This is a genomic window from Achromobacter sp. NPDC058515, from assembly GCF_042721735.1.
Lineage (GTDB): Bacteria > Pseudomonadota > Gammaproteobacteria > Burkholderiales > Burkholderiaceae_B > Achromobacter.
Genome location: NZ_JBHXNI010000001.1, coordinates 101,060 through 124,840 on the forward strand (window position 1 = coordinate 101,060; position 23,781 = coordinate 124,840).

Consider the following 23,781-nt stretch of genomic DNA (forward strand, 5'->3'; position numbering starts at 1 on the left):
CTGGCCCACGTCCTCACTCTTGCCCCCGCGCGCGGTCCATGTCCACTGATTATCTGAAACGCATCCTGACCTCCAAGGTTTACGACGTCGCGGTCGAATCCCCGCTTGAAATAGCGCCCTTGCTGTCCCAGCGGATGTCGAACACGATCCTGCTCAAGCGTGAAGATACCCAGGCCGTGTTCAGCTTCAAGCTGCGCGGGGCGTACAACAAGATGGCGAACCTGCCCCCGGCGGCCCGCAATCGCGGCGTCATCGCGGCGTCGGCCGGCAATCATGCCCAGGGCGTGGCGCTGGCGGCCAGCCGCCTGGGCTGCCGCGCAGTCATCGTCATGCCCACCACCAGCCCCCAAGTAAAGATCGACGCGGTCCGACGCCTGGGCGGCGAGGTCGTGCTGGCCGGCGAGAGCTTCTCCGACGCCTATGCGCACGCGCAGATCCTGGAAAAAAAGGAAAAACTGACCTTCGTCCACCCCTTCGACGATCCCGACGTGATCGCCGGCCAGGGCACGGTGGGCATGGAGATCCTGCGCCAGCACCCCGGCCCGATCGACGCCATCTTCGTGGCCATCGGCGGCGGCGGCCTGATCGCCGGGGTGGCCACCTACATCAAGCAGTTGCGCCCCGACATCAAGATCATCGGCGTGCAGACCGAGGACTCCGACGCCATGCTGCGCAGCGTGCGCGCGGGCCGGCGCGTGCAGTTGAACGACGTGGGCCTGTTCTCCGACGGCACGGCGGTCAAGATGGTGGGCGCGGAAACCTTCAAGCTCACGCGCAAGTACGTCGACGATTTCGTGGTGGTCAACACCGACGCGATCTGCGCCGCGATCAAGGATGTCTTCCAGGACACGCGCAGCGTGCTGGAGCCCGCGGGCGCGATGGCGGTGGCCGGCGCCAAGCAATACGCGGCCGAACACCACCTGAAGGGCAAGACCCTGGTGGCCATCGCCTGCGGCGCCAACATGAACTTCGACCGCCTGCGCTTCGTGTCCGAACGCGCGGAGGTCGGCGAAATGCGCGAAGCCGTCTTCGCGGTCACGATGCCGGAGCAGCGCGGCAGTTTCCGCCGTTTCTGCGAACTGGTCGGCGAACGCAGCGTCACCGAGTTCAATTACCGCATCTCGGATGCGGACCGCGCCCACGTCTTTGTCGGAATCCAGGTGTCGTCGGCCGCCGAGCCCGACAAGATCGCCGCGAATTTCCGCCGCCACGGCTTCGACACGCTGGACCTGACCCACGATGAAATGGCCAAGACCCACCTGCGACACATGGTGGGGGGCCGGTCGGCGCTGGCGCGCAACGAGCTGCTGTACCGTTTTGAGTTCCCGGAGCGCCCGGGCGCGCTGATGCGTTTTCTGAACGCGATGAATCCCGACTGGAACATCAGCCTGTTCCATTACCGCAACCAGGGCGCGGACTACGGCCGCATCCTGGTCGGCATCCAGGTGCCGCCCGCGGACAAGAAGCAGTTCCGCAATTTCGTGGCGGAACTGGGCTATCCGCACTGGAACGAGACCGACAACCCGGCCTACAAGCTGTTCCTGTAGCGCCGCGGCCGCAAAGCGAGAGGGCCTCCTTGCGGAGGCCCTTCCCTTCTGTGCTCAAGTTACGCCCGGCCGAACCCAAGTAGGGGGGGTTCGCTGTCACTCGGCGGCTCACGGAGAATGGGCCGCGCATTCAGCAAGGTTCAGCCGGACGTCCTGTCGCTTAGAAACGGTGACGCACACCCATCGCAACCGCGGTGTCGCGGGCATCGCGCTGGAACGCGTAGTTGTCGCCGTAGGAGGCGTACGCGTACAGGTTGGTGCGCTTGGTGAAGTCGTACGTGTAGCCCAGGCTGTAGACGTTGAACGTGGCGTCGTCGCCCGTCAGCCTGTCGTTGCTGGCGGTCGCGCGCTGCCAGGAGCCGAACACCGCGTGGCGGCCCAGCGGCACGGTGGCGCCGATCATGTACGAGTTGGCGCGGAAGCCGTCAGCCAGCTTGAACGTGCCCAGGTTCGTCATGCCTTCCGGCGTGGTGCCCATGTTCTGGCCCAGGAACCAGCCGTCGCGGGTCTGGCCGAACGCGGCTGCCAGCTTCACGACTTCAAAGTCGTACGAGCCGCCGACGATGTAGGCCTGGATGCGCGCGGCATCCTTGCCGCCGTCGCGGTCATTCGAAGGATTGAAGCGGTCGTACGAGGCGGCCAGGTTCAGCGGGCCGTTGAGGTACTGGACGCCGGCGGTCAGCACGCGGTTGTTGTTGCCGGTCTGGAAGCCCACTTGCTGCGTGTCGCTGACGGCGTCGTCCGCGCTGAACGAGTAGCCGATGCCGACCTTGAAGCCGCCCATGCTGGGGGTCTGGTACAGGACCATGTTGTCCAGGCGCAGCGTGTTGGCGCTGCCGAACGTCGTGCCCATGTTGGCGGTGTTGTAGCTGATCGAGAACGGGTCGATCGAACCGAAGTACTTCGAAGCCAGGTTGGTCTGGCGGCCGAATTCCAGGCGGCCCCAGGAATCGCTGTCCAGGCCCACGGTGGCTTGGCGGCCGAACAGACGGTTGCTCTGCAGCGACTTGCCATTCATGGGACCGAACCCGCCTTCCAGCGTGAACACGGCGCGCAGGCCGTCGCCCAGGTCTTCCGTACCGCGCAGGCCGAAGCGCGAGCCGCTGCTCACGCCCTGCACGCCGCCGAAGCGGCTTTGCGACTTGCCGTCGAACTTCACCTTCTCGTAGCCGACACCGGCATCGATCAAACCGTAAAGCGTCACGGAGTCGGCGGCTTGCGCAGCGCCGGCAAAGCCAGTCAGCAGCGTGACGGCCAATAGCGTCTTCTTCATATAAGTCCCCAAAATGGCGAGATGAAAGGCACATTGCAAGCACGCCGTGCGAATGACGGGTATTTGCGCGCCGCTGCGGACAGCAAGCGGCCATGCACTAAATCTAGTGTCCGGCTTGCGGCCAGCCGTAGTAACCCGGATTTCGACGAACTACTTTCCATGGTTGGGATAATGACTCGCCGCTTACATCCCGCAAGCCTCGGAGACTCGCGCTAACGCCTTGATATCAAATATGAATCATTGCTCGCAATCCCGGCGTGCGCTGCCGCGGGGGACCATCCCGCCGCAATTCCCGCGACAACAGTTGTTGTGCCTTGCGGACAGTCTTGCGGCATAAACGCCACACTTCACGCCCGGCCGTCTCGCATCGGCATAAAAAAACCCCTCGGCGTCACAAGGGGTTTTCGATGACCTCCGGGCGGCCGGCGGCAGCCGGCGCTTGGGACTTACTTGCCCTTGGGCGGGTAGTCCAGTTCGCCGAAGGTGTACTCGCCGCGCGCCTTGGCGTCGGCCAGTTCCTGGCGGACCTGCTCGCGGGTCTTGCCGCCGGATTGCGACACGGTCTTGGGCGGGTAATCCAATTCGGCGGTGGTCACCTGGCCGGCGGCCTTGGCGCTTTGCAGTTCTTGCTGGACCTGATCGCGCGACAGGCTGGTTTGCTGGGCGGTGGCGGGCGGGTAATCCAGTTCGCCAAACGTGACCTGGCCTGCGGCCTTGGCGGCTTGCAGTTCTTGCTGGACCTGTTCACGCGTCTTGCCATCGGCGTGAGCGGCGGACATGCCGACGAGGGTGGCGGTAACCATAAGTGCGGTAGCTAGGGCTTTCATTGCGATGACTCCATCCTAAACCTTGCACAGCGTCTTCTGCCGGATTGGCAGGTGCGATGTGGCGTTTGATTGCTGGGACGAAGTATCTGGCGATTGCCGCCTAGTAAAAACCCTTATTTTGGTGAACATATTTGCACGGATGGGACAATTGCAAGTCGTATCCGGCCGGATTTGCGCATATTTTTGGCAGCGCCCTCGTAGATCAAGCTCCGACAAGCCTTGCAGGCATTCAGCCTTCAGCAAGCTGGGTAACGGAACGTCAATTGCCATGTAATGGAAAGGTTGTGCGCCGTGGAGAAATAGACATTTCTGCTGGCGGGACAATAATTCCATTTATCATATGAATCTGCCAGAAATGGAATTTTGAGTCTCGAGGGCCCCATGGATATCCAGCTTAACGACATCGCGCTATTTGTCGAGGTCGCCAAGCGCAAGAATTTCAGCCACGCCGCCGAAGCCTTGAATATTCCGACATCCACGCTCTCGCGCCGTGTCAGCGAATTGGAACGCAGCGTGGGCATGCGCCTGCTCAACCGCAGCACCCGCAAGATCGATCTCACCGAAGCGGGCGCCATCTACTTCGAGCGCTGCCGGCACATCGTGGAAGAAGCGCGCATCGCGCATGACCAGCTGCTGGACATGGCGGTGCAGCCCAAGGGGCGCCTGCGCATTTCGCTGCCCACCAGCCTTGCGCAGCTGTTCCTGCCCGCCGTCATCAGCGAATTCCGCGAGCAGCATCCCGATATCGAATGCGACTTCGATCTGAGCATGCGTCCAATCGACCCCATCAGCAATCCGTTCGACCTGATCCTGCGCTTCGGGCAGCAGCCCGATTCCAGCCTGATCTCGCGCAAGATCGTGCTGATGGCCCACCAGCTGTACGCATCGCCCGATTACCTGGCGCGCCACGGAGAGCCGCGCGTGCCGGCGGATCTCACCCACCACGAATGCCTGCGCCCGACGATGCGCGACGAATCGTCCTTCTGGATGCTCCATTCAGGCGACAAGGTGGAACGCGTGCAGGTGTCGGGCCGCTTGTCCGCCAACAACGTGGGCATGCTGGGGCGCCTGGCCGGACACGGCCTGGGCATCACGCCGCTGCTGGTCTTTGACGCGATGGAACGCGCCATTGAGCAAGCGGGCCTGGTGCGCGTGCTGCCGGAATGGAGCCTCACGCCCCTGCCGCTGTTCGCGCTGCTGCCCTCGCGCATGCTGCCCGCCAAGACCAAGGCGTTCCTGGATTTCATCCAGCCCCGGTTGTCGGACGCGTAAGCGCGCGTTGCTAGGGCGTGGCGTCGGTTCCGTACTGACAGACGGTATAGAGCGGCGTGCCGGTAGCCGCGACCTTGGCGGATCCGCCGAGATCCGGCAGGTCGATGATGGCGGCGGCTTCCACCACATTGGCGCCCAGGCGCTGCAGCAGCTTGATGGCGGCCAGCATGGTGCCGCCCGTGGCGATCAGGTCGTCCACCAGCAGGACGCGCTGGCCGGTGCGCACGGAATCCGTGTGCATTTCCACCGCCGCGTTGCCGTACTCCAGCGAATACTCCTCGGCGACGGTGCGGTACGGCAGCTTGCCCTTCTTGCGCACCGGCACGAAGCCCAGGTTGAGCTCATAGGCCAGCACGCTGCCCACGATGAAGCCGCGCGCGTCCACGCCCGCCACCAGATCGAGGCGCTGGCGCATGTAGCGATAGACGAAGAGATCGATCAGGACCCGGAACGCACGGGGATCCTGCAGCACCGGCGTGATGTCGCGGAAGATGACACCGGGTTGGGGCCAGTCCGGAACGCTGCGGATGGTGCGCCGGATGTACTCGGCGTTGTCGGTCTGCATGGAAGACGGCCCTGAAGAATTGAAGCAAGGCGAACTATAACCGCGCAACCGCGCTTAAGCCAGGATTGCAGCCTGCGATGACAATTCATGAAGCCGCCCGCCGTGTAGCACATGGCAACGATCCACCGCGCCCTCCGGCAAGGCGGCATGGGTGGCGAGCACGACGGTGCGTCCCCGCACCGCCCGTTCCAGGTCCGTGAAGAACGCCGCCTCGGCCGCGGCGTCCAGCCCCGCGGTCGGTTCGTCCAGCACGATGACGGCCGCCGGCGACAGCAGCGCGCGCGCCAGGCACAGGCGGCGAGCCTGGCCCGCCGACAACTGCGAGCCGGTCTCGCCCGCCCAGGTGTCCAGGCCGTCGGGCAGCCCGCGCACGAAGTCGCCCAGCCTTGCCGCATCCAGGGCGCCCCACAACGCGGCATCGTCCGCGCCGGGATCGCCGATCAGCAGATTGGTGCGCAAGGTGCCCAGAAACAGCGGCGAGTCCTGCGACAGCAGCGCGATGCGGCGGTGCCAGTCGGATTGCGCGCAGTCGCGGGCGTCGCACCCGCCAAACCGCACGTGCCCGGCCTGGGGATCCTCCAGGCGCAACAGCAGGTGCAGCAAGGTGGACTTGCCCGCGCCGCTGGCGCCCAGGATGGCCACCCGTTCGCCGGGTTCTACCCGCAGGCTGATGTCTTCCAGCACCAGCGGGCTGTCCCCCGGCACGCGGGCGGGATAGGAAAAGCACACCCGGTCCAGTTCCAGCGCGCCGCTGGGGGGCAGCGCGCGCGGCGCCGCCGGGTCCAGCATATCGGGCCCGCATTGCGTCACCTCGCGGATGCGCGCCGCCGCCGACATCGCGGACCCCATGCGGGACGCCCCGCGCATGATGGGCCCGGCCACCTCGAAGATGCCGATGACGGCCAATAGCAGGCCGGCCAGCACCGGCCCTTCGATGCGGCCGGCCTCATGCGTCGCCAGGCCGAACCAGAGCAGGGCCAGCACCGCAAGCCCGGCCGCGGCCTGCAGGAACCACTGCCCTCTTACCGCCACCCGCGCCTGGCTGCGGCGCGCCAGCGCGCTGGCCTCGCACAAGCGTTCGAAATGCGCCAGGGTCTGCGCCTGCGCGTGCAGCGCCACCATGTCCGCGTGGCCGTCCACCGCGTCCAGCGTGGCGGCGCGCAGTCCCGCCGCGCTTTCCTGGGCCGCCGCGCCCGGCTTGCGCGCCGCGCGCAGCAGCCACAAGGGCACCAGCACGCAGGCCGTGAGCAAGGCCAGCGCGAACGCCAGCGCGGCGGCGGGCATCCATAGCCCCAGCACGGCGGTCAACACCGCGCCCGCCAGGATGGCGGTGGCCAGCGGCGCCAGCACAAACAGGAAAACCGTGTCCAGCGCGTCGACGTCGCCCGTCATGCGCGCCACCAGGTCGCCGCTGCGATAGCGCGCAAGCTGCCGCGGCGTCAGCCGGATCAGCGCCGCGAACACCGTGGCGCGCAAGTCGGCCAGCAGGCGCAGGGTGGCGGCATGCCCGGCCACGCGGTCGGCATAGCGCGACACAATGCGCAGGAAGGAGAGCCCGCGCACCAGCGCGGAAGGCGCAAACAAATTGAAAACACCGCCGGCGCCCGCCAGGGCCGCGCCGGTCAGGAACCAGCCCGACACGCCCAGCAGGCCCACGCCGGCGGCAACCGTCGCAAGCGCGCAGAACAATGCGAGCAAAAGCCCGCTTTTACGGCGCGCGTACAGCGGCAGGAGCAGCAACAGGTTCTTCATGCGTCTTCCACATTGCCGCCGGCCACGCGCACGACCCGGGGAAAGCGCTCGGCGACCGCGGGCGCATGCGTCGCGAGCAGCAAGGTGCGGCCCGCGGCGAATTGCAGGATTTCGTCCAGGACCCGGCCCTGCGTGGCTTCGTCCAGGTGGGCCGTGGGCTCGTCCAGCAGGATCAGGCCCGGATCGCGCAGGAACAGGCGGGCCAGCGCCACGCGCTGCGCCTGCCCGCCGGACAAGCCGTGTCCGCGGCTGCCCAGCGGCGTGTCCAGCCCTTGCGGCAGCGCAGCCGAAAACTCCAGCACGCAGGCGCGCCGGGCGGCTTCAAGCACCTGCGAGTCCGAGGCAGCGGGACAGCCCAGGCGGATGTTGTCGGCGATGGAGCCTGCCAGCAGCTGCGGCTTCTGCCCGATCAGCGCGACGCGCCGGCGCAGCGCCGCCTCGCTCCATTCGGCCAGGGGCAGGCCGTCGATGCGGATCTCGCCAAGGGCAGGCCGCAGGCGCGCAATGGCTTCGATCAGGGTGGATTTTCCGATGCCGCTGGGCCCCATCAGGGCCACGTGTTCGCCCGGCGCGAGCGCAAGCGAGGCATCCGCCAAGACGGCCTGGCCACGGCCGGGCGCGTCCACGCGCAGGTCCGCGATGGCGACGTCCGCGCCCCGCCCGGCCTGGGCAGGCGCACGGCCGTCGACGCCCTCGCCCTCGGCGGCGTCTTGCGGCAGGCCTTCGAACAGGACGGCGATCTGCGTGACGGCGGCCAGCGCCGTGGCCCGGTCGTGATAGTGCGCGGCGAACTGGCGCAGCGGCGCATAGACCTCCGGCGCCATCAGCAGACAGAACAAGCCAGCCTGCAGGGTCAGGGGCGTCCAGCGCAGGTCCAGGAAGCCCAGGTAGGTCAGGCCGATATAGACCGCCACCCCCGCCACGCCCAGCGCGGCGAAAAACTCCAGCACGGCGGACGACAGGAAGGCGATGCGCAGCACCGACATCGTGCGCTGGCGCAGCGCGTCGCTCGCGGCCACGACGGATGCGGCCTCGGCTTCGGCGCGGCCATAAAGCTTCAAGGTCGACAGCCCGCGCAGCCGGTCCGCGAAAAATCCCGACAGGCGCGCGAAGGCGCGCAGGTGGCGGCGGCTGGCGCCTTGCGCGCCCCACCCCACCAGCGCCATGAACAGCGGAATCAGCGGCGCGGTGATCAGCAGCACCAGGCCCGCGATCACGTCAACCGGAAACAGCAGCACCGAGAACGCGACCGGCAGCATCGCGGCCGCGGCCATCGCGGGCAGATACTTGGCGAAAAAGCCGTCCAGCGCCTCCACCTGATCGACCACCGCGCTGGCCAGTTCGCCCGAGGCGCGGCCCCGGCTCCAGTAAGGCCCTTTTTGCAACAGCCGCTTGAACAGAGATTCGCGCACATGGCGCTTGATGCGTTCGGACGCATCCGCGCCCGCGCGCTCGCCCGCCCAGCTGATGCAGGCGCGCAGCAGCATCAGCCCGGCAATGCCGAAGATGCCGCCCAGCAGCTCCTGCCGCGGCGCCTGCCCGACGATGGCCGAATCCAGCACGCTGGCCAGCAACCAGGCCTGCACGACCAGCAAGGCGCCGCTGGCCAGGGGCGCGGCGCCCGCCAGGATCAGCGGAAACCGCGCGCTCCTGGCAAGGGCCATCAGCCACCGCGACTGCTCGCGCGGCGGCTTCTGCAGGGTTGCCGACGGATCGTGCTCGAGGCTGCTGGCGCCGCCGCTCACTCGTCTTCGCGGCTGGCGCGGGGGTCATGCGACTGACCCTCGCGCAGCTCGAACCACATTGCGTTGAGGATGGCGAATGCGCACGCCAGGCCCAGGCCGAGTATCCACGAGAAATACCACATGGTGGAGGCTCCCTTATCAGTAAGAGTTGGGCGTGTCGCCCACCGAATCATTGGTGACCTTGCCGCGCATGACGCGGTACACCCAGCCGGTGTAGACCGTCACGATGGGCAGGAAGATCGCAACCGCGATCACCATGATCCACAGCGTCAGGTGGCTGGACGAACCGTCCCAGACCGTCAGGCCCGCCTTCGGATTCGTCGACGAGGGCATGATGAACGGAAAGAGCGAAAAGCCCACCGTCAGGATCACGCCGATGATCGACACCGCGGACGCCAGGAACGCCAGCATGTTCGCGCGCACGGTCAGCAGCAGCGCCGCCAGCACGGCGCCCGCCACGCCCAGCGCGGGCGCGATCCACATCAGCGGCCACTTCGCGTAATTGGCCATCCATGCGCCGGTCTGCACCGTCACCGTCTTGAGCATGGGGTCCGACGGGCCCGTCATGTCCACGGCGCTGGTGATCGTATGGCCGCCGACGCCGCCCGCCACCCAGAAGCCGCCCGCGGCGAACAGCGCCGCGGTCAGCAAGGCGCAGAGGCGCCCCCAGTTGCGGGCCCGCGACGAGATGGGATCTTCCGTGCGCCAGGCCAGCAGCACGGCGCCGTGCATGGTCAGCATCGCCACGCTGAGCACGCCGGCCAAGAGCGCGAACGGCATGAAGAGCTGGAAGAAATGCCCCTCGTAGATGGGCCGCAGCGACTCCGCGTCGAAGGTGAAGGGCACGCCCAGGATGATGTTGCCCATGGCCACGCCGAAGACCAGCGCGGCCACCACGCCCGAGAAGCACAGCACGCCGTCCCAGGTGTTGCGCCAGCGCGTGCCTTCCATCTTGCTGCGGTACTTGAAGCCCACCGGCCGCAGGATCAGCGCAATCAGGACCAGCATCATCGCCAGGTAGAACCCGGAGAACGAGGCGGCATACAGCAAGGGCCACGCGGCGAAAATCGCGCCGCCCGCGGTAATGAGCCAGACCTGGTTGCCTTCCCAGACCGGCCCCACCACGTTGATCACCACGCGCCGCTCGGCGTCCGTCTTGGCGACGACCGGCAACAGCGCGGCCACGCCCAGGTCGAAGCCGTCCATGACGGCAAAGCCGATGAGCAAGGCGCCCAGCAGCACCCACCACACCACGCGCAAGGTGCCGTAGTCAAAAGGAATCAGGGTATCCATTGCGTCTCTCCCTCAGGCGCGCACGGCGGCGCGCACAGGATCGGCGGCGGCGTCGCCAGGCGCCGGCCCATCGGATTTCGGTCCCGCCTTGATGGCATGCAGCATCACCTTCACGCCGATGATCAGCAGCACCGTGTACAGCACCAGGAAGATCGACAGGCTGATGGCCAGGTCAACCATGGTCAGGCCGGAAGCCGCGTAGTACGTGGGCAGCACGCCCTCGATCACCCAGGGCTGGCGGCCGTATTCGGCCACGAACCAGCCGCTTTCGATGGCGATCCATGGCAGCGGCAGGCTCCACACCGCCACCTTCAGCAGGCCGCGCCGGCTGTCCAGGCGGCCGCGCGAGGCCAGCCAGAAGGCCACGCCGAAGAACAGGATCAGGTACATGCCCACCGCCACCATGATGCGGAACGCCCAGAACAGCGGCGCCACGGTGGGCACGGTGTCGATCGCCGCCTGCTTGATGTCAGCCTCTGTGACCTTGCTCATGTCGGGCTGGTGGCGCTTGACCAGCAAGGCGTAGCCCAGGTCGGGCCAGGTCTTGTCGAACACCATGCGCGCGTCCACGTCCTTGGGGTTGGCGCGGATCTTCCGCAGGGCCTCGTAGGCCACCATGCCGTCGCGGATGCGGTTCTCGGCGCGCAGGATCAGGTCGTTGATGCCCAGCAGCGGCGTCGTGAGCGAACGCGTGCCGATGATGCCCATGACGTAGGGGATCTCGATGGCGAAGTCGTTCCTGCGCTCTGCCTGGTTCGGAATCGCGATCAGGTTGAAGGACGCGGGCGGGGGCTCGGTGTGCCACATGGACTCCATGGCCGCGATCTTCATTTTCTGGTGTTCGGTGGTGAGGTAGCCGCTTTCGTCGCCCAGCACCACGACCGACAGCGCGCCGGCCAGGCCGAAGCTTGCCGCCACCGCCATGGAACGCTTGGCCAGGTCGGTATGGCGGCCCTTCAGCAGGTACCAGGCGCTGATCGACATGACGAACATGGCGCCCGTCACGTAGCCGGCGCTGACGGTATGCACGAACTTCGCCTGGGCCACGGGGTTGAAGATCACCGCCGCAAAGTCGGTCATCTCCATGCGCATCGTGTCGGGGTTGAAGATCGAGCCCACCGGATTCTGCATCCAGCCGTTGGCGATCAGGATCCACAGCGCCGAGAAGTTGGTGCCGAACGCCACCAGCCAGGTCACCATCAGGTGGCTGACCTTGGACATGCGGTTCCAGCCGAAGAAGAACAGGCCGACGAAGGTGGCTTCCAGGAAGAAGGCCATCAGCCCTTCGAGCGCCAGGGGCGCGCCGAAAATGTCGCCCACGTAATGGCTGTAGTAGGACCAGTTCATGCCGAACTGGAACTCCATGACCACGCCGGTGGCCACGCCCAGTGCGAAGTTGATGCCGAACAGGGTGCCCCAGAACATGGTCATCCGCTTCCAGATGGGGCGGCCGGTCATGACGTACACGCTTTCCATGATGGCCAGGATGAACGACAGGCCAAGCGTGAGGGGGACGAACAGGAAGTGGTAGAGCGCGGTCGCGGCGAACTGGAATCGCGACAGGTTCACGACGTCGAGATCAATCATTGGGCGGCTCCCAAAGCGTTGACGCGCCACAGCAACCGGCATGGTTCCCAGGCCGTCCCTCGCGCCATCTTAGGGGCGTTAGATACAACTTCATAGAGGTTTCCTAAAAATCGAGGCAGAGCCGATCAGCCCTTGCCTCGCAATTTGCCGGCGAAACCCAACACCTTCTGCACCTTTGAGCCCAGTTTCATCAGACTCTGCAGGGTTTCCGGCGGCAGCCGTTGAACCTCATCGAACCATCCGGTGGAAAGTTCGATGAGCTCCAGCATTTCGGTCATGCGGTGTTGCGCGTAGGCCTCGTCCGGCCCCGACGGCGGCGCGAGCAGGGTGTCGCGCAGCAGGGTGAGCGTGGGATCGATTTCGCGCTTGCGCTTTTCTTCCATCAGGATGCGGAAGATCTCCCAGACGTCCTTGGGAGTCTCGAAGTAGTCGCGGCGGTCGCCCACCTGATGGATCAGCTTGACCAGGCGCCAGGACTGCAGCTCTTTCAGTCCGAGACTGACGTTCGAGCGCGAGAAGCCCAGCGCTTCGGCGATGTCATCGGCGTTCAGCGGCTGCGGCGACAGGAACAGCAAGGCGTAGATCTGGCCGACGGTGCGGTTCACGCCCCAACGGCTGCCCATTTCGCCGAAGTGCAGGACGAAACGTTCGTTTTGGGGGGAAAGCGCCATGGTGGTTCAGCCGGCCAGGTGAGACTGCGGCGCGCTGTCAGACACGAACAGTTACGCCGTTTTCAGAAATTCCTGAAATTATCGAACAAACAATGAGAAAGCGCAAACCACACAGGCGGCAGGGGCAAGGACGCAAGCAGAAGCGATTCAGGCGGCCGGCAGCCCAAGATAGCGCTCCGGCGTGACAACCACGCAACAGAACAGGCCCCGCACCGGCGACAAAAAACGCCACCGGCCGATAGGCGGGTGGCGTTTTTTGAAGAGAAAGGAAGGTCGCGGGTTGGCCGGGAGGCGTTACGCCCGCGGCTGCCGGGCCAGGAACCGGCCTCAGCCCGCCTTGACGGTCACGGCGGCGGATACGCGCTTGGCCTTGGCGCGGGCGGCGGCCACGTCGTCGGCCACGGCCAGGCCCACGCCCATGCGGCGCTTGACGAAAGATTCGGGCTTGCCGAAGAGCCGGATGTCCGTGCCCGGCTCGGCCAGGGCCTCGGCCACGTTGTGGAACGACACCGCGGCGGCCTCGACGCCGCCGTAGATGACGCTGCTGGCGCCGGGCTGGCGCAGGCCGGTGTCCACCGGCAGTCCCAATAGCGCGCGGGCGTGCAGCTCGAATTCGTTCTGCGCCTGGGTGATCATGGTGACCATGCCGGTATCGTGCGGGCGCGGGCTGACTTCCGAGAACCAGACCTGATCGCCGGCCACGAAGAGCTCGACGCCGAAGATGCCCAGCCCGCCCAGGTCGGACGTGACGGCCAGGGCGATGTCGCGGGCGCGCTCCAGCGCGGCGGGCGACATCGGATGCGGCTGCCAGCTTTCCACGTAGTCGCCGTCGACCTGCTTGTGGCCGATGGGTTCGCAGTAGCGGGTTTCGACCTGGCCGTCGGCGCCGCGCGCGCGCACGGTCAGCAGGGTGATTTCGTAGTCGAAGCGGATGAACCCTTCGACGATGGCGCGGCCGCCGCCCACCCGGCCGCCTTCCTGGGCGTAGCGCCACGAGGAGGCCACGTCGTCGGCGCTTTTGATCACCGACTGGCCCTTGCCCGACGAGGACATGACCGGCTTGATGACGCAGGGATAACCGATGCCGCCATCGATGGCCTGGCGCAGTTCTTCCTCGGTGTCGACAAAACGGTAGGGCGAAGTGGGCAGCCCCAGGGTCTCGGCCGCCAGGCGGCGGATGCCCTCGCGGTTCATGGTGAGCTGGGCGGCCCGGGCGGTGGGCGTCACCCGCGCCACGCCCGCCGCTTCCAGTTCAACCAGCAAACTGGTGGCAATGGCCTCGATTTCGGGGACAATAACGTGCGGCCGCTCTTGTTCGATGATCTTTCGCAGGGCTTCGGAGTCCGTCATCGACACCACATGCGCCCGATGCGCCACCTGGTGGCCCGGGGCGTCGGCATACCTGTCCACCGCAATGACCTCCACGCCCAGCCGCTGCAGGGCAATGATGACCTCTTTGCCCAATTCTCCCGAGCCTAGCAGCATGACGCGGGTGGCCAGGGGAGACAGTGGCGTGCCAAGGACGGGGCTGGGAATGCTGGACATGGAGCGGGCCTGGAAAGGAAAGTTTGAAAGCCGTTGAAATGATCCGCCAGCATGCCATACCCCCCCGCCCGGGGCAAACCCGCATACTGATATTAAAATCCATGCATGACTGACCATCCCACCACATCGTCCGACACCGCGCTGGCATCTGCGCGCAGAACGCTGCAAATTGAAAGCCAGGGCCTGATCGACCTCTCCGCAAGGCTGGACGACAGCTTCGTGCGGGTCGTCGAACTGCTGCTGGCGTGCCGCGGCCGCGTGGTCGTGAGCGGCATCGGCAAGACGGGGCACATTGCCCGCAAGATCGCCGCGACGCTGGCCTCGACCGGCACGCCCGCCTTCTTCGTGCATGCCGCCGAGGCCGTCCACGGCGATCTGGGCATGATCACCCGGGACGACGTGCTCATCGCCATCTCCTATTCGGGCTCCGGCGAGGAACTGCTGACCATCCTGCCCGTCGTGCGCCGCATGGGCGCGGGGCTGGTCGCCATTACCGGCAACCCGCAATCCGAACTGGCCCAGCAGGCCGATATCCACCTGGACGCCAGCGTGGCCCAAGAGGCCTGCCCGCTGAACCTGGCCCCCACGGCCAGCACCACCGCGGCCCTGGCCCTTGGCGACGCCCTGGCCGTCGCCTGCCTGGAAGCGCGCGGCTTCGGTCCGCAGGATTTCGCCCGCTCGCATCCGGGCGGCGCGCTGGGCCGGCGCCTGCTCACCCACGTGCGCGACGTCATGCGCCAGGGCGACGCCCTGCCGATCGTCATTGCCGGCACCCCGGTGTCGCAGGCGCTGGAGGTCATGTCCGCCAAGGGCATGGGCATGACAGTCGTGACCGACGCGCAGCACCGCCCCCTGGGCATCTTCACCGACGGCGACTTGCGCCGCCTGATCGCGCGGCACGGCGATATCCGCAGCCTGACGGTCGAATCGGGCATGACGCGGTCGCCCCGCAGCATCACCCCCGACGCGCTCGCCGTCGAGGCCGCCCGGCTGATGGACGAACAACGGCTCAATCAGATGCTGGTGATGGACAATGACGGCGCGCTGCTGGGCGCCCTGCATATGCATGATCTGATGGCCGCTAAAGTGGTATGACTATGACTCTTTCTGCTTCCGTGACGCACCCGGCCGAAGCGCTGGTGCTTGCCCGCATCTCCCCCGCCGTGCGCGAACGCGCCGCCGCCGTGCGCCTGATGGTTTTCGACGTGGACGGCGTGCTGACCGACGGCAGCCTCTACTATGGCGAAAGCGGCGAACTGCAAAAGCGCTTCAACGCGCTGGACGGCCACGGGCTGCGCCTGCTCATGGAGGGCGGGCTGAAGGTGGCGCTGATGACCGGCCGCGCGGGCCCGATCGTGGCGCGCCGCGCCGCCGAGCTGGGCATTGCCGAGGTCATGCAGGGCGTGCGCGACAAAGGCGGAGCCCTGGCCGAACTTGCGCAGCGCACCGGTGTCCAACTGAATCAGACCGGCTACATGGGCGATGACGTCATCGACCTGCCGGCCTTGCAGCGCGCAGGCTTCGCGGCCAGCGTGCCGAATGCCCCCGGCTATGTCAGCCAGGCCGCGCACTGGGTATCCACGCTCTCCGGCGGCAGCGGAGCCGTGCGCGAATGCTGCGACCTCCTCTTGGCCGCGCAAGGACGTCTCGGCGCGTTCCTGGCGGCGCCGGGGCTGCTTGGCCCCGGGGCGATCCAATGATCGTCCCCTCAACGAACACGCCCTTGCGGCGAACCTGATGAAAGAACGTTTTCCCTCACTGATCGCGCTGTTCCTGCTGCTGGTGCTGGTTTCCAGCTCCTGGTGGGCGGCCGATTACGCGCAGCGGGCCATCAAGGTGGACCCGCCGCGCCGCATCACCCACGAGATGGACGCGTGGTCGCGTAATTTCGTCATGCTGCGCACCGACCCCACCGGCAAGCCCATCAACCGGCTGGAGGGCGCGTACGCGGAGCACTTCCCCGACGACGATTCGTATCACATCACCGCGCCGCGCGCCGTGGGCCAGCGCGAGACCAACCCCGTCACGGTCGCCGTCTCGAAGACGGCCGTCATGGAGCAAGGCGGCAAGCGCATCGTCATGGACGGCGACGCGCATGTGCTGCGCCAGCCCGACGCCAACAACGACATGCTGGACGTGCGCAGCCAGCAACTGATCATCCTGCCCGACGAGGACGTGGTCTACACCGACCTGCCCGCGGTCGTCCTCAAGGGCCGTTCGCGCATGACCGGCAAGGGCATGCACTACAACAACAAGACACGCCAATTGCAGGTATCGGCATCGACCGATGTGGAAATTGCCGGTTCGGAAGGCAAGCAACAGCGCCGGACCGAGATTCCAGCCAACAACACTGACAAGAAGAAACCATGACCGACCTTCGGATTCTCCTCGCCCCGACAACGCGCCTGATCGGCGCCGTCCTGTTGACGGCCTCGGCGCTTGCGCCGGCTTACGCGGCGGACCCGGCGCCCAAGGCGGCCACGCCCGCCACGCCGGCCGAAGAGCCAAGCACGCTGATCCTGTCGGACACCCTGCACTACGACGACGTGAAGAAGCAAAGCGTGTTCACGGGCAACGTCAACCTGACGCGGGGCCTCATGACCCTGTCGTCCGACACGCTGCAGATGACCGAGGACGCGCAGGGCAACCAGTACGGCACGGCCACCGCCAACAAGGGCAAGGTCGTCACCATCCGCCAGGAGCGCCCGGACACCTTCGAACTCATCGAAGGCAAGGGCCTGCGCGCCGAATACGACGGCACCAAGAGCACCTTCGACCTGATCGGCCAGGCGGTCGTGGTCCGTTACGTCTGCGGGAAACCGTTCGACACCATTCGAGGCGAGCGGGTGCGCTACAACGAGAAGACCGGCACGTACGAAGCCCAGGGCGGCCCCAACTCCGCCGCCGCGGGCGGCCGGGTGCGCTCGGTGGCCGAACCGCGCGCCAAGGCGGACGCGGCCGTCGCCGAATGCCGCAAGCAGCAGGCAGCCAAGAAAGGGCGCTAAAGCGCTTCCCATGCAACACCACTCGCAGCCACGATGAACCAACCCTCAGTGCCGACACCCGTGACCTCCGCCCCCTCGGGCGTCAAGCAGGGCAGCCTGCGCGCAACCGGTTTGCGCAAGACCTATAACGGCCGGACCGTCGTGCAGGATGTGTCCCTGTCCGTGGTCAGCGGCGAAGTCGTCGGCCTGCTGGGCCCCAACGGCGCGGGCAAGACCACCAGCTTCTACATGATCGTGGGCCTGGTGCCCGCGGACGCCGGCCGCATCGAGATCGATGGCGCCGTCATCACCGCGATGCCGATCCACAAGCGCGCGCGCATGGGCCTGTCGTACCTGCCGCAGGACGCGTCCGTGTTCCGCCGCCTGACGGTCGAACAGAACATCCGCGCCGTGCTGGAACTGCAGCTGGGGCCGGATGGCCGCCCGCTGTCGACGCCCAAGATCAACGAGCAGATGGAATCCCTGCTGGAAGAGCTCCAGATCGGCCACATCCGCAGCAATGCCGCGATCTCGCTGTCGGGCGGCGAACGCCGCCGCGTGGAGATTGCGCGCGCGCTGGCCACCAGCCCGCGCTTCATCCTGCTGGACGAACCCTTTGCCGGCGTGGATCCCATCGCCGTCATCGAGATCCAGCGCATCGTCCGCTTCCTCAAGGGCCGCGGCATCGGCGTGCTGATCACCGACCACAACGTGCGCGAAACGCTGGGCATCTGCGACCGCGCCTACATCATCAGCGAAGGCAAGGTCCTGACCGACGGCCATCCCGAGGAAATCGTGGGCGATCCGGCCGTGCGCCGCGTCTATCTGGGCGAGCACTTCCGCATGTAACAGGCCCTGGGGAAGACCCCTAGGCGCCCTGGGCGGACGGGGCTCATACGCCCTAGGGGTTCAGCCATAAAAATGCCATGTTCTTGCGCTAGGTCAGCTTGTTTTATCGGCCCGAGTCTATACACTAGTACTAAACGAACCTGCTTATTGAAGGAGAACGCCTAACGAATCGAACGCGCCTTTTGCGCAACTTTTTTCCTCTTTTAGAAGGAGAGCACACTATGAACCTGAGCATCTGCGGTCGTCACCTCGACGTCACCCCGGCAATCCGGGAATATGTCATGAACAAATTGGCGCGAGTGCTGCGGCATTTCGATCACGTCATCGATACCCAGGTCATGCTCTCGGTAGAGCCCCTGCGGCATAGAGCCGAAATCACCATGCGTCTAAGCGGTAAGGACATTCATTGTGAAGCAACCGATGAAAACCTCTATGCAGCGATAGACCTTCTTGCTGACAAAGTCGACCGTCAGGTCATCAAGCACAAGGACAAGGTAAGAAGTCACTCAGCGGAGTCCGTGAAGCGGCAAGCGGCGAGCCTCTCGCCACCCCAGCAGTAACGCGCTTCATGACCACTCGCCCTGAGCGACGAGCTAAACAGCGATCCTAGGATCCTGCCTAAGTCCCGGTGTCCCGCTAGACCTCACGTCCAGCCGGGGCATCGGCAAACTCCCTCCTGCCGTACCCCTCCCCCGTATCTACCCCAAAATCCCTGGCCACTGCCGGCGGATCCGCCTTTTCCACGCATTTCCCGAACCGCAACGCCGCTCCCGGCGCGAGAATGCCCACAATCGGGCGCTATCGGTCTATGCTGTCGCTCTTGCCGCTACCTTGGCGTCCTGTCGCGGGACCGCCCTGGAGGCCAATTATTGCAGTGCGTCATAAAACCATATAATGATCCGATGAATCATTTGTCGCGCATCCTACCCGCCGGCAACGTCGTGCTCGATATGCTCGCAACGAGCAAGAAACGTGCGTTCGAACAGGCCGGCCTGCTTTTTGAAAACAACCATGGCTTGGCGCGCGCGCTCGTGTTCGACAGCCTGTTTGCCCGGGAACGCTTAGGCTCCACTGCCCTTGGGCAGGGCGTGGCCGTCCCGCACGGCCGCGTGAAGGGCCTGGAGCAGGCGCTGGCGGCATTCGTGCGCCTGGCTCAGCCCATCTCCTTCGACGCGCCCGACGGGCAGCCCGTGTCGATGCTGCTGTGCCTGCTGGTGCCGGAAACGGCCACGCAGCAGCACCTGGACATCCTGGCCGAACTCGCCCAGCTCATGTCCAACAAGGCATTGCGCGAGGCCCTGGCCACGGAGCCCGATCCGGCCATCGTCCACAAGATGCTCACGACCGGCCAACTCTGACCCACGCGGAAACGCTGCCATGCTCACGGTGCAGGAACTCGTCGACGACAACGCCGACAAAATCCCCTTTAACTGGATATCGGGCCAAGGCGCCGCTGACCGCGCGATCCCCGATGACGGCATGGCGGCCGCCGACCTCGTCGGCCACTTGAACCTGATCCACCCATCCCGCATCCAGGTGTTCGGGCAGGAAGAGCTGGCGTACTACACGCGCTTCGATCTGCGCCGCCGCATGCACCACATGGACGAGCTGCTGATCGGCGGCGTGCCCGCCATCCTGCTGGCCGACGGCCTGACGCCGCCGCAAGACCTGGTCGACCAATGCGACCAGCACCAGGTGCCGCTGCTGTCCACGCCGGTGGCCGCCGCGCAGCTGATCGACCTGCTGCGCATCTACCTGGGCAAGAAGCTGGCGCCCACCACGACCGTGCACGGCGTCTTCCTGGACGTGCTGGGGCTGGGCGTGCTGATCACCGGCGAATCGGGCCTGGGCAAAAGCGAACTGGCGCTGGAACTGATCTCGCGCGGCCACGGCCTGGTGGCCGACGACGCCGTGGAATTCTCGCGCACCGCGCCCAACATGATCGAAGGCCACTGCCCGCAGCTCCTGCAGAACCTGCTGGAAGTGCGCGGCCTGGGCCTGCTCGACATCCGCACCATCTTCGGCGAGACCTCGGTGCGCCGGAAGATGCGGCTCAAGCTCATCGTGCACCTGGTGCGGGCCACCGCGCAGGACAAGTTCGAACGCCTGCCGCTGCAGGACATCACGCAGGACATGCTGGGCCTGCCCGTGCGCAAGGTGATGCTGCAGGTGGCCGCGGGCCGCAACCTGGCGGTGCTGGTGGAGGCCGCCGTGCGCAACACGATACTGAAGTTGCGCGGCATCGATACGCTGGGCGAGTTCATGGAGCGCCAGGCCATGGCGATCCTCCAAAGCAGCAAATGATCCCGGGTCGTCGCCCTGCGGCATCGTGAGCCTTTACGAGACCCTGGCCGACGAGATCGCCAAGTCGATCGCCGCCGGCGTGCTGCGCGCCGGCGACAAGCTGCCTTCGGTGCGCGACGCCTGCTCCGCGCGGGGCGTCAGCCCCTCCACGGTGTTCCAGGCCTATTACCTGCTTGAAGCGCGCGGCCTGATCCGCGCGCAGCCGCGTTCGGGCTACTACGTCAACGCCCCCGCCGAATCGCTGCCGCCGGAACCCGGCGCCTCGTGTCCCGACGGCGAATCGACGGAGCTCGCGATCAGCGAGCGGATCTTCGACATCCTAGGGTCCGTGCGCAACCGCGACGTGACGCCGCTGGGCTCCGCCTTCCCCTCCCCGCTGCTGTTTCCGCTGCCCCGGCTGGCGCAAGCCATGGCCGCGCACCTCAAGCGCCAGGACCCGCGGGACACGGTGGAGGACCTGGCGCCCGGCAACCCGCGGCTGCGCCGGCAGATCGCCCTGCGCTATCTGATCGGCGGCATCACTGTCCCCGCCAGCGACATCGTCATCACCAACGGCGCGCTGGAAGCGCTGAACCTCTGCCTGCAGGCGGTGACGCAGCCCGGCGACACCGTCATGGTCGAGGCGCCCACGTTCTACGGCGCCTTGCAGGCCCTGGAAAGGCTGGGGCTGAAGGCGTTGGAGGTGCCCACCCATCCGCGCACCGGCATCGACCTTGACGCGATGGAAGCCGCCATCGAACGCCACGCGCCCCGCGCCTGCTGGGTGATGACGCAGTTCCAGAATCCGCTGGGCTGCCTAATGCCCGACGACAACAAACGACGGCTGGTCCAGCTGCTGACCCGCCACGGCATTCCCCTGATCGAGGACGACGTCTACGGCGAGCTGTACTTCGGATCGGCGCGGCCGGTGCCTGCCAAGGCCTACGACACGCAGGGGCTGGTGCTGCATTGCTCGTCGTTCTCGAAATGCCTGGCGCCCGGCTACCGCATCGGCTGGGCTAGCGCGGGACGCTATGCGCAGCGCGTGCAGCGCCTGAAGCTGTCGTCGACGCTGTCGGCGTCCGGTCCCGCGCAGGGCGCCATCGCGGAGTATCTGGAGCAAGGCGGATACGACCGCCATCTGCGCCGGCTGCGCGAAACCCTGCAGGCGCAGCAGGAACGCATGGCCGACGCGATCGCTCATGAATTTCCGGCGGGCACGCGCGTAACGCGCCCGCAAGGCGGATTCTTCCTGTGGCTGGAATTGCCCGCAGCCGTGGATGCGCTGGCGCTGCATCGCGAAGCGCTGGCGCGCGGCATCAGCGTGGCGCCGGGTCCGATTTTTTCCGCCAGCGGACAGTTCGGCAGCGCGCTGCGCCTGAACTACGGACACCCCTGGGATGCCGGCGCCGAGGCCGCCATCCGCGTGCTGGGCGAATTGGCGCGCAAGGCCTGCGCGCAGGCCATGCAGGCGCGTTAGCGCCCGCGCACGCTAATTCAGCGTCGATGAGGCGCGCGCGCGCTTGACCTCCAGCGGCGTCACACCGCCGGCCTCGTTGCCCCAGCTGTTGCGGATGTAGGACACCAGCATTGCGATGTCATTGTCATTGAGCACCTGTCCGAACGGCGGCATGCCGTGAGGCCGGGGATTCGCGGCGGTGGCAGGCGCATAGCCGCCATCCAGCACCATGCGGATGGCGTTTACCGGCGACGGCGCCGTCACCGTGGGGTTGCCTGCCAGCGCGGGCCAAGCCGTGCCGCTGCCCTCGCCTTCGGACTGGTGGCATTGGACGCATTGCTGGCGATAGATCTTGCCGCCCAGTTCGATTGCCGCTGGCGCGGCGGCAGCCGTCGGACGCTGCGTCGTGGCTGGGGTAGCCGGCAGGGACTTGATATAGACGCCGACGGCCAGCGCGTCCTCGTCGGTCAGGTGCTGGGTGCTGCCCAGCACGACTTCGGCCATGGGTCCGCTGACCGTGGAATGCTTGGAGATGCCCGTCTTGAGCAGGGTGGCGATATCCTGCGCCGTCCAGCGTCCCATTCCCGTTTGCATGTCGTTGGTGAGCGGCGGCGCATACCAGTCGAGCCCCGGGATGAGGCCGCCGGTCAGCGCGTCGGCCGAGCGCGTGGCGCCCAGGCTGTTGCGCGGCGCGTGGCAAGCGGCGCAATGCCCCAGGCCTTCGACCAGGTAGCGGCCGCGATTCCACTGCACCGACTGGCTGGCGTCGGGCTCCTGCACGCCCGGCTTGAAATACAGCGCGCGCCAGGCGGCCAGCAAGGCGCGCTGGTCGTAGGGGAAATCGAGTTCGGGCGGCCGGCTGGGCTGGCTAACGGGCGTCACACTGCGCAGGTAGGCAAACAGCGCGTCGGAGTCGGCGCGCGTGACGCGGGTGTATTCGGTGTACGGGAACGCCGGGTACAGCAGCGTGCCATCCCTGGACTTGCCGTTGTGCAGCGCCTGCCAGAAATCGTCGGCCGTCCAGGCGCCGATGCCGGTCTTGTCGTCGGGCGTGATATTGGGCCCGTACACCGTGCCGAACGGCGTGGGGATAGGGGTGCCGCCCGCCAGCGCCTTGCCGCCCCGGCTGGTGTGGCAGGCCATGCAGTTGCCGGCCAGCGCCAGGTAGCGGCCGCGCTCGACCAGCGTCGCGCCATCGGCCGCGGCGGCAGCGGGGCCGGTGCTGGAATCGTCGCGCGTACCCAGCCAGTACAGGCTGCCCGCCGCCACGATCGCCAGCAGCAGCAGGACCCACAGGACTTTCTTCATGAGCTTCATCCGGGCCCCCGTTTACCGTTGCGCCTGGCTGCCGCATTCCGCAGGCAGCCGGACCGAACCCGCGGCGTCGGGCGCGTAGGGCTCGACGACGGGTTGCGACGACAGCCACGCCGCCAGGGCGCCGATGTCGGTGGGGGTGAGCTTGTTGGAGATGTCCGCCATGCAGTCCGGCGCGGCCGCGCGGCGCAGGCCGTTCTTCCAGCTTCCGATCTGCGCGCCGATGTAGTCGCGTGGCAGGCCGAGCAGGCCGGGGATGGCCGGCAGCATCCCGCCCAAGGCGGCGCCGTGACAGGACGCGCAGGCGGGCAGGCCGCGCGCGGCGTCGCCGTCCATGGCGAGCTTGCGGCCGGCCTCGAGCGTGGCGCTGGAAACATCGGCGCGCGCCGGCGCGGGATAGGGCGCGCGCTGCCCGGAAAAATACGCGGCCATCTCGCGCAGGTAGTCATCGGGCAGGCCGGCCAGCAGATGCGTCATCGGCCGGTACTGGCGCCGGCCGTCGCGAAAATTCAGCAACTGGTGATACAGATAGTCCTGCGGCTTGCCGGCAAGGCGCGGGTAGTAGCCGTCGGCGCCAGCCCTGCCCTGCGCGCCATGGCAGGCCGTACAGGCCGCCACGCGCGCGGCCATGGTGTCCGGCCGCAAGGTCTCTTGCGGCGCCTGCTGGGCCAGCGCCGGCGCGGCCCAAAAGGCAACGATCACGACCGCCAACCACCCGGAAATTGCCCAAAACCGCGGCGGTGAAACACGACGAAAGGAAATGAGGGCTAACATCTAGGTCGAATTCCCATCCCCCGAATCGCATGACGGCGGGG

Annotated in this window: 23 protein-coding genes; 11 read left to right on the forward strand and 12 right to left on the reverse strand. The window is 66.7% G+C overall.

Annotated elements, in window-relative coordinates:
• Positions 1–38: 38 nt before the first annotated feature.
• On the forward strand, positions 39–1,547 hold the full coding sequence (ilvA, locus tag ACFWP0_RS00455) for a threonine ammonia-lyase, biosynthetic (protein ID WP_377838980.1): 1,509 nt from the start codon (positions 39–41) through the stop codon (positions 1,545–1,547).
• Between the two features lie 160 nt (positions 1,548–1,707).
• Here ilvA and ACFWP0_RS00460 read toward each other — a convergent pair whose 3' ends face one another.
• On the reverse strand, positions 1,708–2,820 hold the full coding sequence (locus ACFWP0_RS00460) for a porin (protein ID WP_377838982.1): 1,113 nt from the start codon (positions 2,818–2,820) through the stop codon (positions 1,708–1,710).
• A gap of 446 nt (positions 2,821–3,266) precedes the next feature.
• Positions 3,267–3,647, reverse strand: a complete 381-nt coding sequence (locus ACFWP0_RS00465; protein WP_377838983.1) for a DUF4148 domain-containing protein — start codon at positions 3,645–3,647, stop codon at positions 3,267–3,269.
• Between the two features lie 381 nt (positions 3,648–4,028).
• On the opposite strand from ACFWP0_RS00465, the gene ACFWP0_RS00470 reads away from it, so the two are divergent.
• Positions 4,029–4,919: a LysR family transcriptional regulator gene (locus tag ACFWP0_RS00470; RefSeq protein WP_377838984.1), complete on the forward strand. Its 891-nt coding sequence runs from the start codon at positions 4,029–4,031 to the stop codon at positions 4,917–4,919.
• A gap of 10 nt (positions 4,920–4,929) precedes the next feature.
• Here the strand turns inward: ACFWP0_RS00470 and ACFWP0_RS00475 are convergent, their stop codons facing one another.
• The 8 genes from ACFWP0_RS00475 to purT form a co-directional block, all read right to left on the reverse strand.
• Positions 4,930–5,484: an adenine phosphoribosyltransferase gene (locus ACFWP0_RS00475; RefSeq protein WP_377838986.1), complete on the reverse strand. Its 555-nt coding sequence runs from the start codon at positions 5,482–5,484 to the stop codon at positions 4,930–4,932.
• Positions 5,485–5,538: 54 nt separating this feature from the next.
• Positions 5,539–7,236 (reverse strand): thiol reductant ABC exporter subunit CydC, encoded by a 1,698-nt coding sequence (cydC, locus tag ACFWP0_RS00480; protein WP_377838988.1) that lies wholly within the window; start codon positions 7,234–7,236, stop codon positions 5,539–5,541.
• Positions 7,233–8,900 (reverse strand): thiol reductant ABC exporter subunit CydD, encoded by a 1,668-nt coding sequence (gene cydD, locus ACFWP0_RS00485; protein ID WP_377839625.1) that lies wholly within the window; start codon positions 8,898–8,900, stop codon positions 7,233–7,235. The genes cydC and cydD overlap by 4 nt, the downstream gene beginning before the upstream one ends.
• A gap of 77 nt (positions 8,901–8,977) precedes the next feature.
• Positions 8,978–9,103: a cytochrome bd-I oxidase subunit CydX gene (gene cydX / locus ACFWP0_RS00490; RefSeq protein ID WP_377838990.1), complete on the reverse strand. Its 126-nt coding sequence runs from the start codon at positions 9,101–9,103 to the stop codon at positions 8,978–8,980.
• Positions 9,104–9,119: 16 nt separating this feature from the next.
• Complete coding sequence (cydB, locus tag ACFWP0_RS00495) at positions 9,120–10,274, reverse strand: cytochrome d ubiquinol oxidase subunit II (protein ID WP_377838991.1); 1,155 nt, start codon at positions 10,272–10,274, stop codon at positions 9,120–9,122.
• A gap of 12 nt (positions 10,275–10,286) precedes the next feature.
• The gene (locus ACFWP0_RS00500) at positions 10,287–11,861 is read right to left on the reverse strand and encodes a cytochrome ubiquinol oxidase subunit I (protein ID WP_377838992.1); all 1,575 of its coding nucleotides are present in this window, start codon (positions 11,859–11,861) and stop codon (positions 10,287–10,289) included.
• 125 nt (positions 11,862–11,986) lie between these two features.
• Positions 11,987–12,532, reverse strand: a complete 546-nt coding sequence (locus ACFWP0_RS00505; protein ID WP_377838993.1) for a GbsR/MarR family transcriptional regulator — start codon at positions 12,530–12,532, stop codon at positions 11,987–11,989.
• 327 nt (positions 12,533–12,859) lie between these two features.
• Positions 12,860–14,077, reverse strand: coding sequence for a formate-dependent phosphoribosylglycinamide formyltransferase (purT, locus tag ACFWP0_RS00510; RefSeq protein WP_377838994.1), 1,218 nt, complete (start codon positions 14,075–14,077; stop codon positions 12,860–12,862).
• 105 nt (positions 14,078–14,182) lie between these two features.
• On the opposite strand from purT, the gene ACFWP0_RS00515 reads away from it, so the two are divergent.
• From ACFWP0_RS00515 to ACFWP0_RS00555, 9 genes are all read left to right on the forward strand, one after another.
• Entirely contained in the window at positions 14,183–15,172 is a 990-nt protein-coding gene (locus tag ACFWP0_RS00515) for an SIS domain-containing protein (protein ID WP_377838996.1), read from the forward strand.
• Complete coding sequence (locus ACFWP0_RS00520; RefSeq protein ID WP_377838997.1) at positions 15,169–15,777, forward strand: KdsC family phosphatase; 609 nt, start codon at positions 15,169–15,171, stop codon at positions 15,775–15,777. Before ACFWP0_RS00515 ends, ACFWP0_RS00520 begins: the two co-directional genes overlap by 4 nt.
• 37 nt (positions 15,778–15,814) lie before the next feature.
• On the forward strand, positions 15,815–16,447 hold the full coding sequence (lptC, locus tag ACFWP0_RS00525; RefSeq protein ID WP_377838998.1) for an LPS export ABC transporter periplasmic protein LptC: 633 nt from the start codon (positions 15,815–15,817) through the stop codon (positions 16,445–16,447).
• Positions 16,444–17,082 (forward strand): lipopolysaccharide transport periplasmic protein LptA, encoded by a 639-nt coding sequence (gene lptA, locus ACFWP0_RS00530; RefSeq protein ID WP_377839000.1) that lies wholly within the window; start codon positions 16,444–16,446, stop codon positions 17,080–17,082. Before lptC ends, lptA begins: the two co-directional genes overlap by 4 nt.
• Before the next feature lie 33 nt (positions 17,083–17,115).
• Positions 17,116–17,910 carry an LPS export ABC transporter ATP-binding protein gene (gene lptB, locus ACFWP0_RS00535; protein ID WP_377839001.1) on the forward strand — a complete coding sequence of 265 codons (795 nt, stop codon included), beginning with the start codon at positions 17,116–17,118 and terminating at the stop codon, positions 17,908–17,910.
• A gap of 221 nt (positions 17,911–18,131) precedes the next feature.
• A complete protein-coding gene (gene hpf, locus ACFWP0_RS00540; RefSeq protein WP_006216296.1) occupies positions 18,132–18,470 on the forward strand; it encodes a ribosome hibernation-promoting factor, HPF/YfiA family in 339 nt (112 codons plus the stop codon).
• A gap of 342 nt (positions 18,471–18,812) precedes the next feature.
• Complete coding sequence (locus ACFWP0_RS00545) at positions 18,813–19,268, forward strand: PTS sugar transporter subunit IIA (RefSeq protein WP_377839002.1); 456 nt, start codon at positions 18,813–18,815, stop codon at positions 19,266–19,268.
• Between the two features lie 19 nt (positions 19,269–19,287).
• Positions 19,288–20,214: an HPr(Ser) kinase/phosphatase gene (gene hprK / locus ACFWP0_RS00550; protein ID WP_006216298.1), complete on the forward strand. Its 927-nt coding sequence runs from the start codon at positions 19,288–19,290 to the stop codon at positions 20,212–20,214.
• 25 nt (positions 20,215–20,239) lie between these two features.
• Complete coding sequence (locus tag ACFWP0_RS00555) at positions 20,240–21,673, forward strand: PLP-dependent aminotransferase family protein (RefSeq protein ID WP_377839004.1); 1,434 nt, start codon at positions 20,240–20,242, stop codon at positions 21,671–21,673.
• Positions 21,674–21,685: 12 nt separating this feature from the next.
• Here ACFWP0_RS00555 and ACFWP0_RS00560 read toward each other — a convergent pair whose 3' ends face one another.
• Positions 21,686–22,969: a c-type cytochrome gene (locus ACFWP0_RS00560; RefSeq protein WP_377839005.1), complete on the reverse strand. Its 1,284-nt coding sequence runs from the start codon at positions 22,967–22,969 to the stop codon at positions 21,686–21,688.
• 12 nt (positions 22,970–22,981) lie between these two features.
• On the reverse strand, positions 22,982–23,740 hold the full coding sequence (locus ACFWP0_RS00565; protein ID WP_377839006.1) for a c-type cytochrome: 759 nt from the start codon (positions 23,738–23,740) through the stop codon (positions 22,982–22,984).
• Between the last annotated feature and the right edge of the window lie 41 nt (positions 23,741–23,781).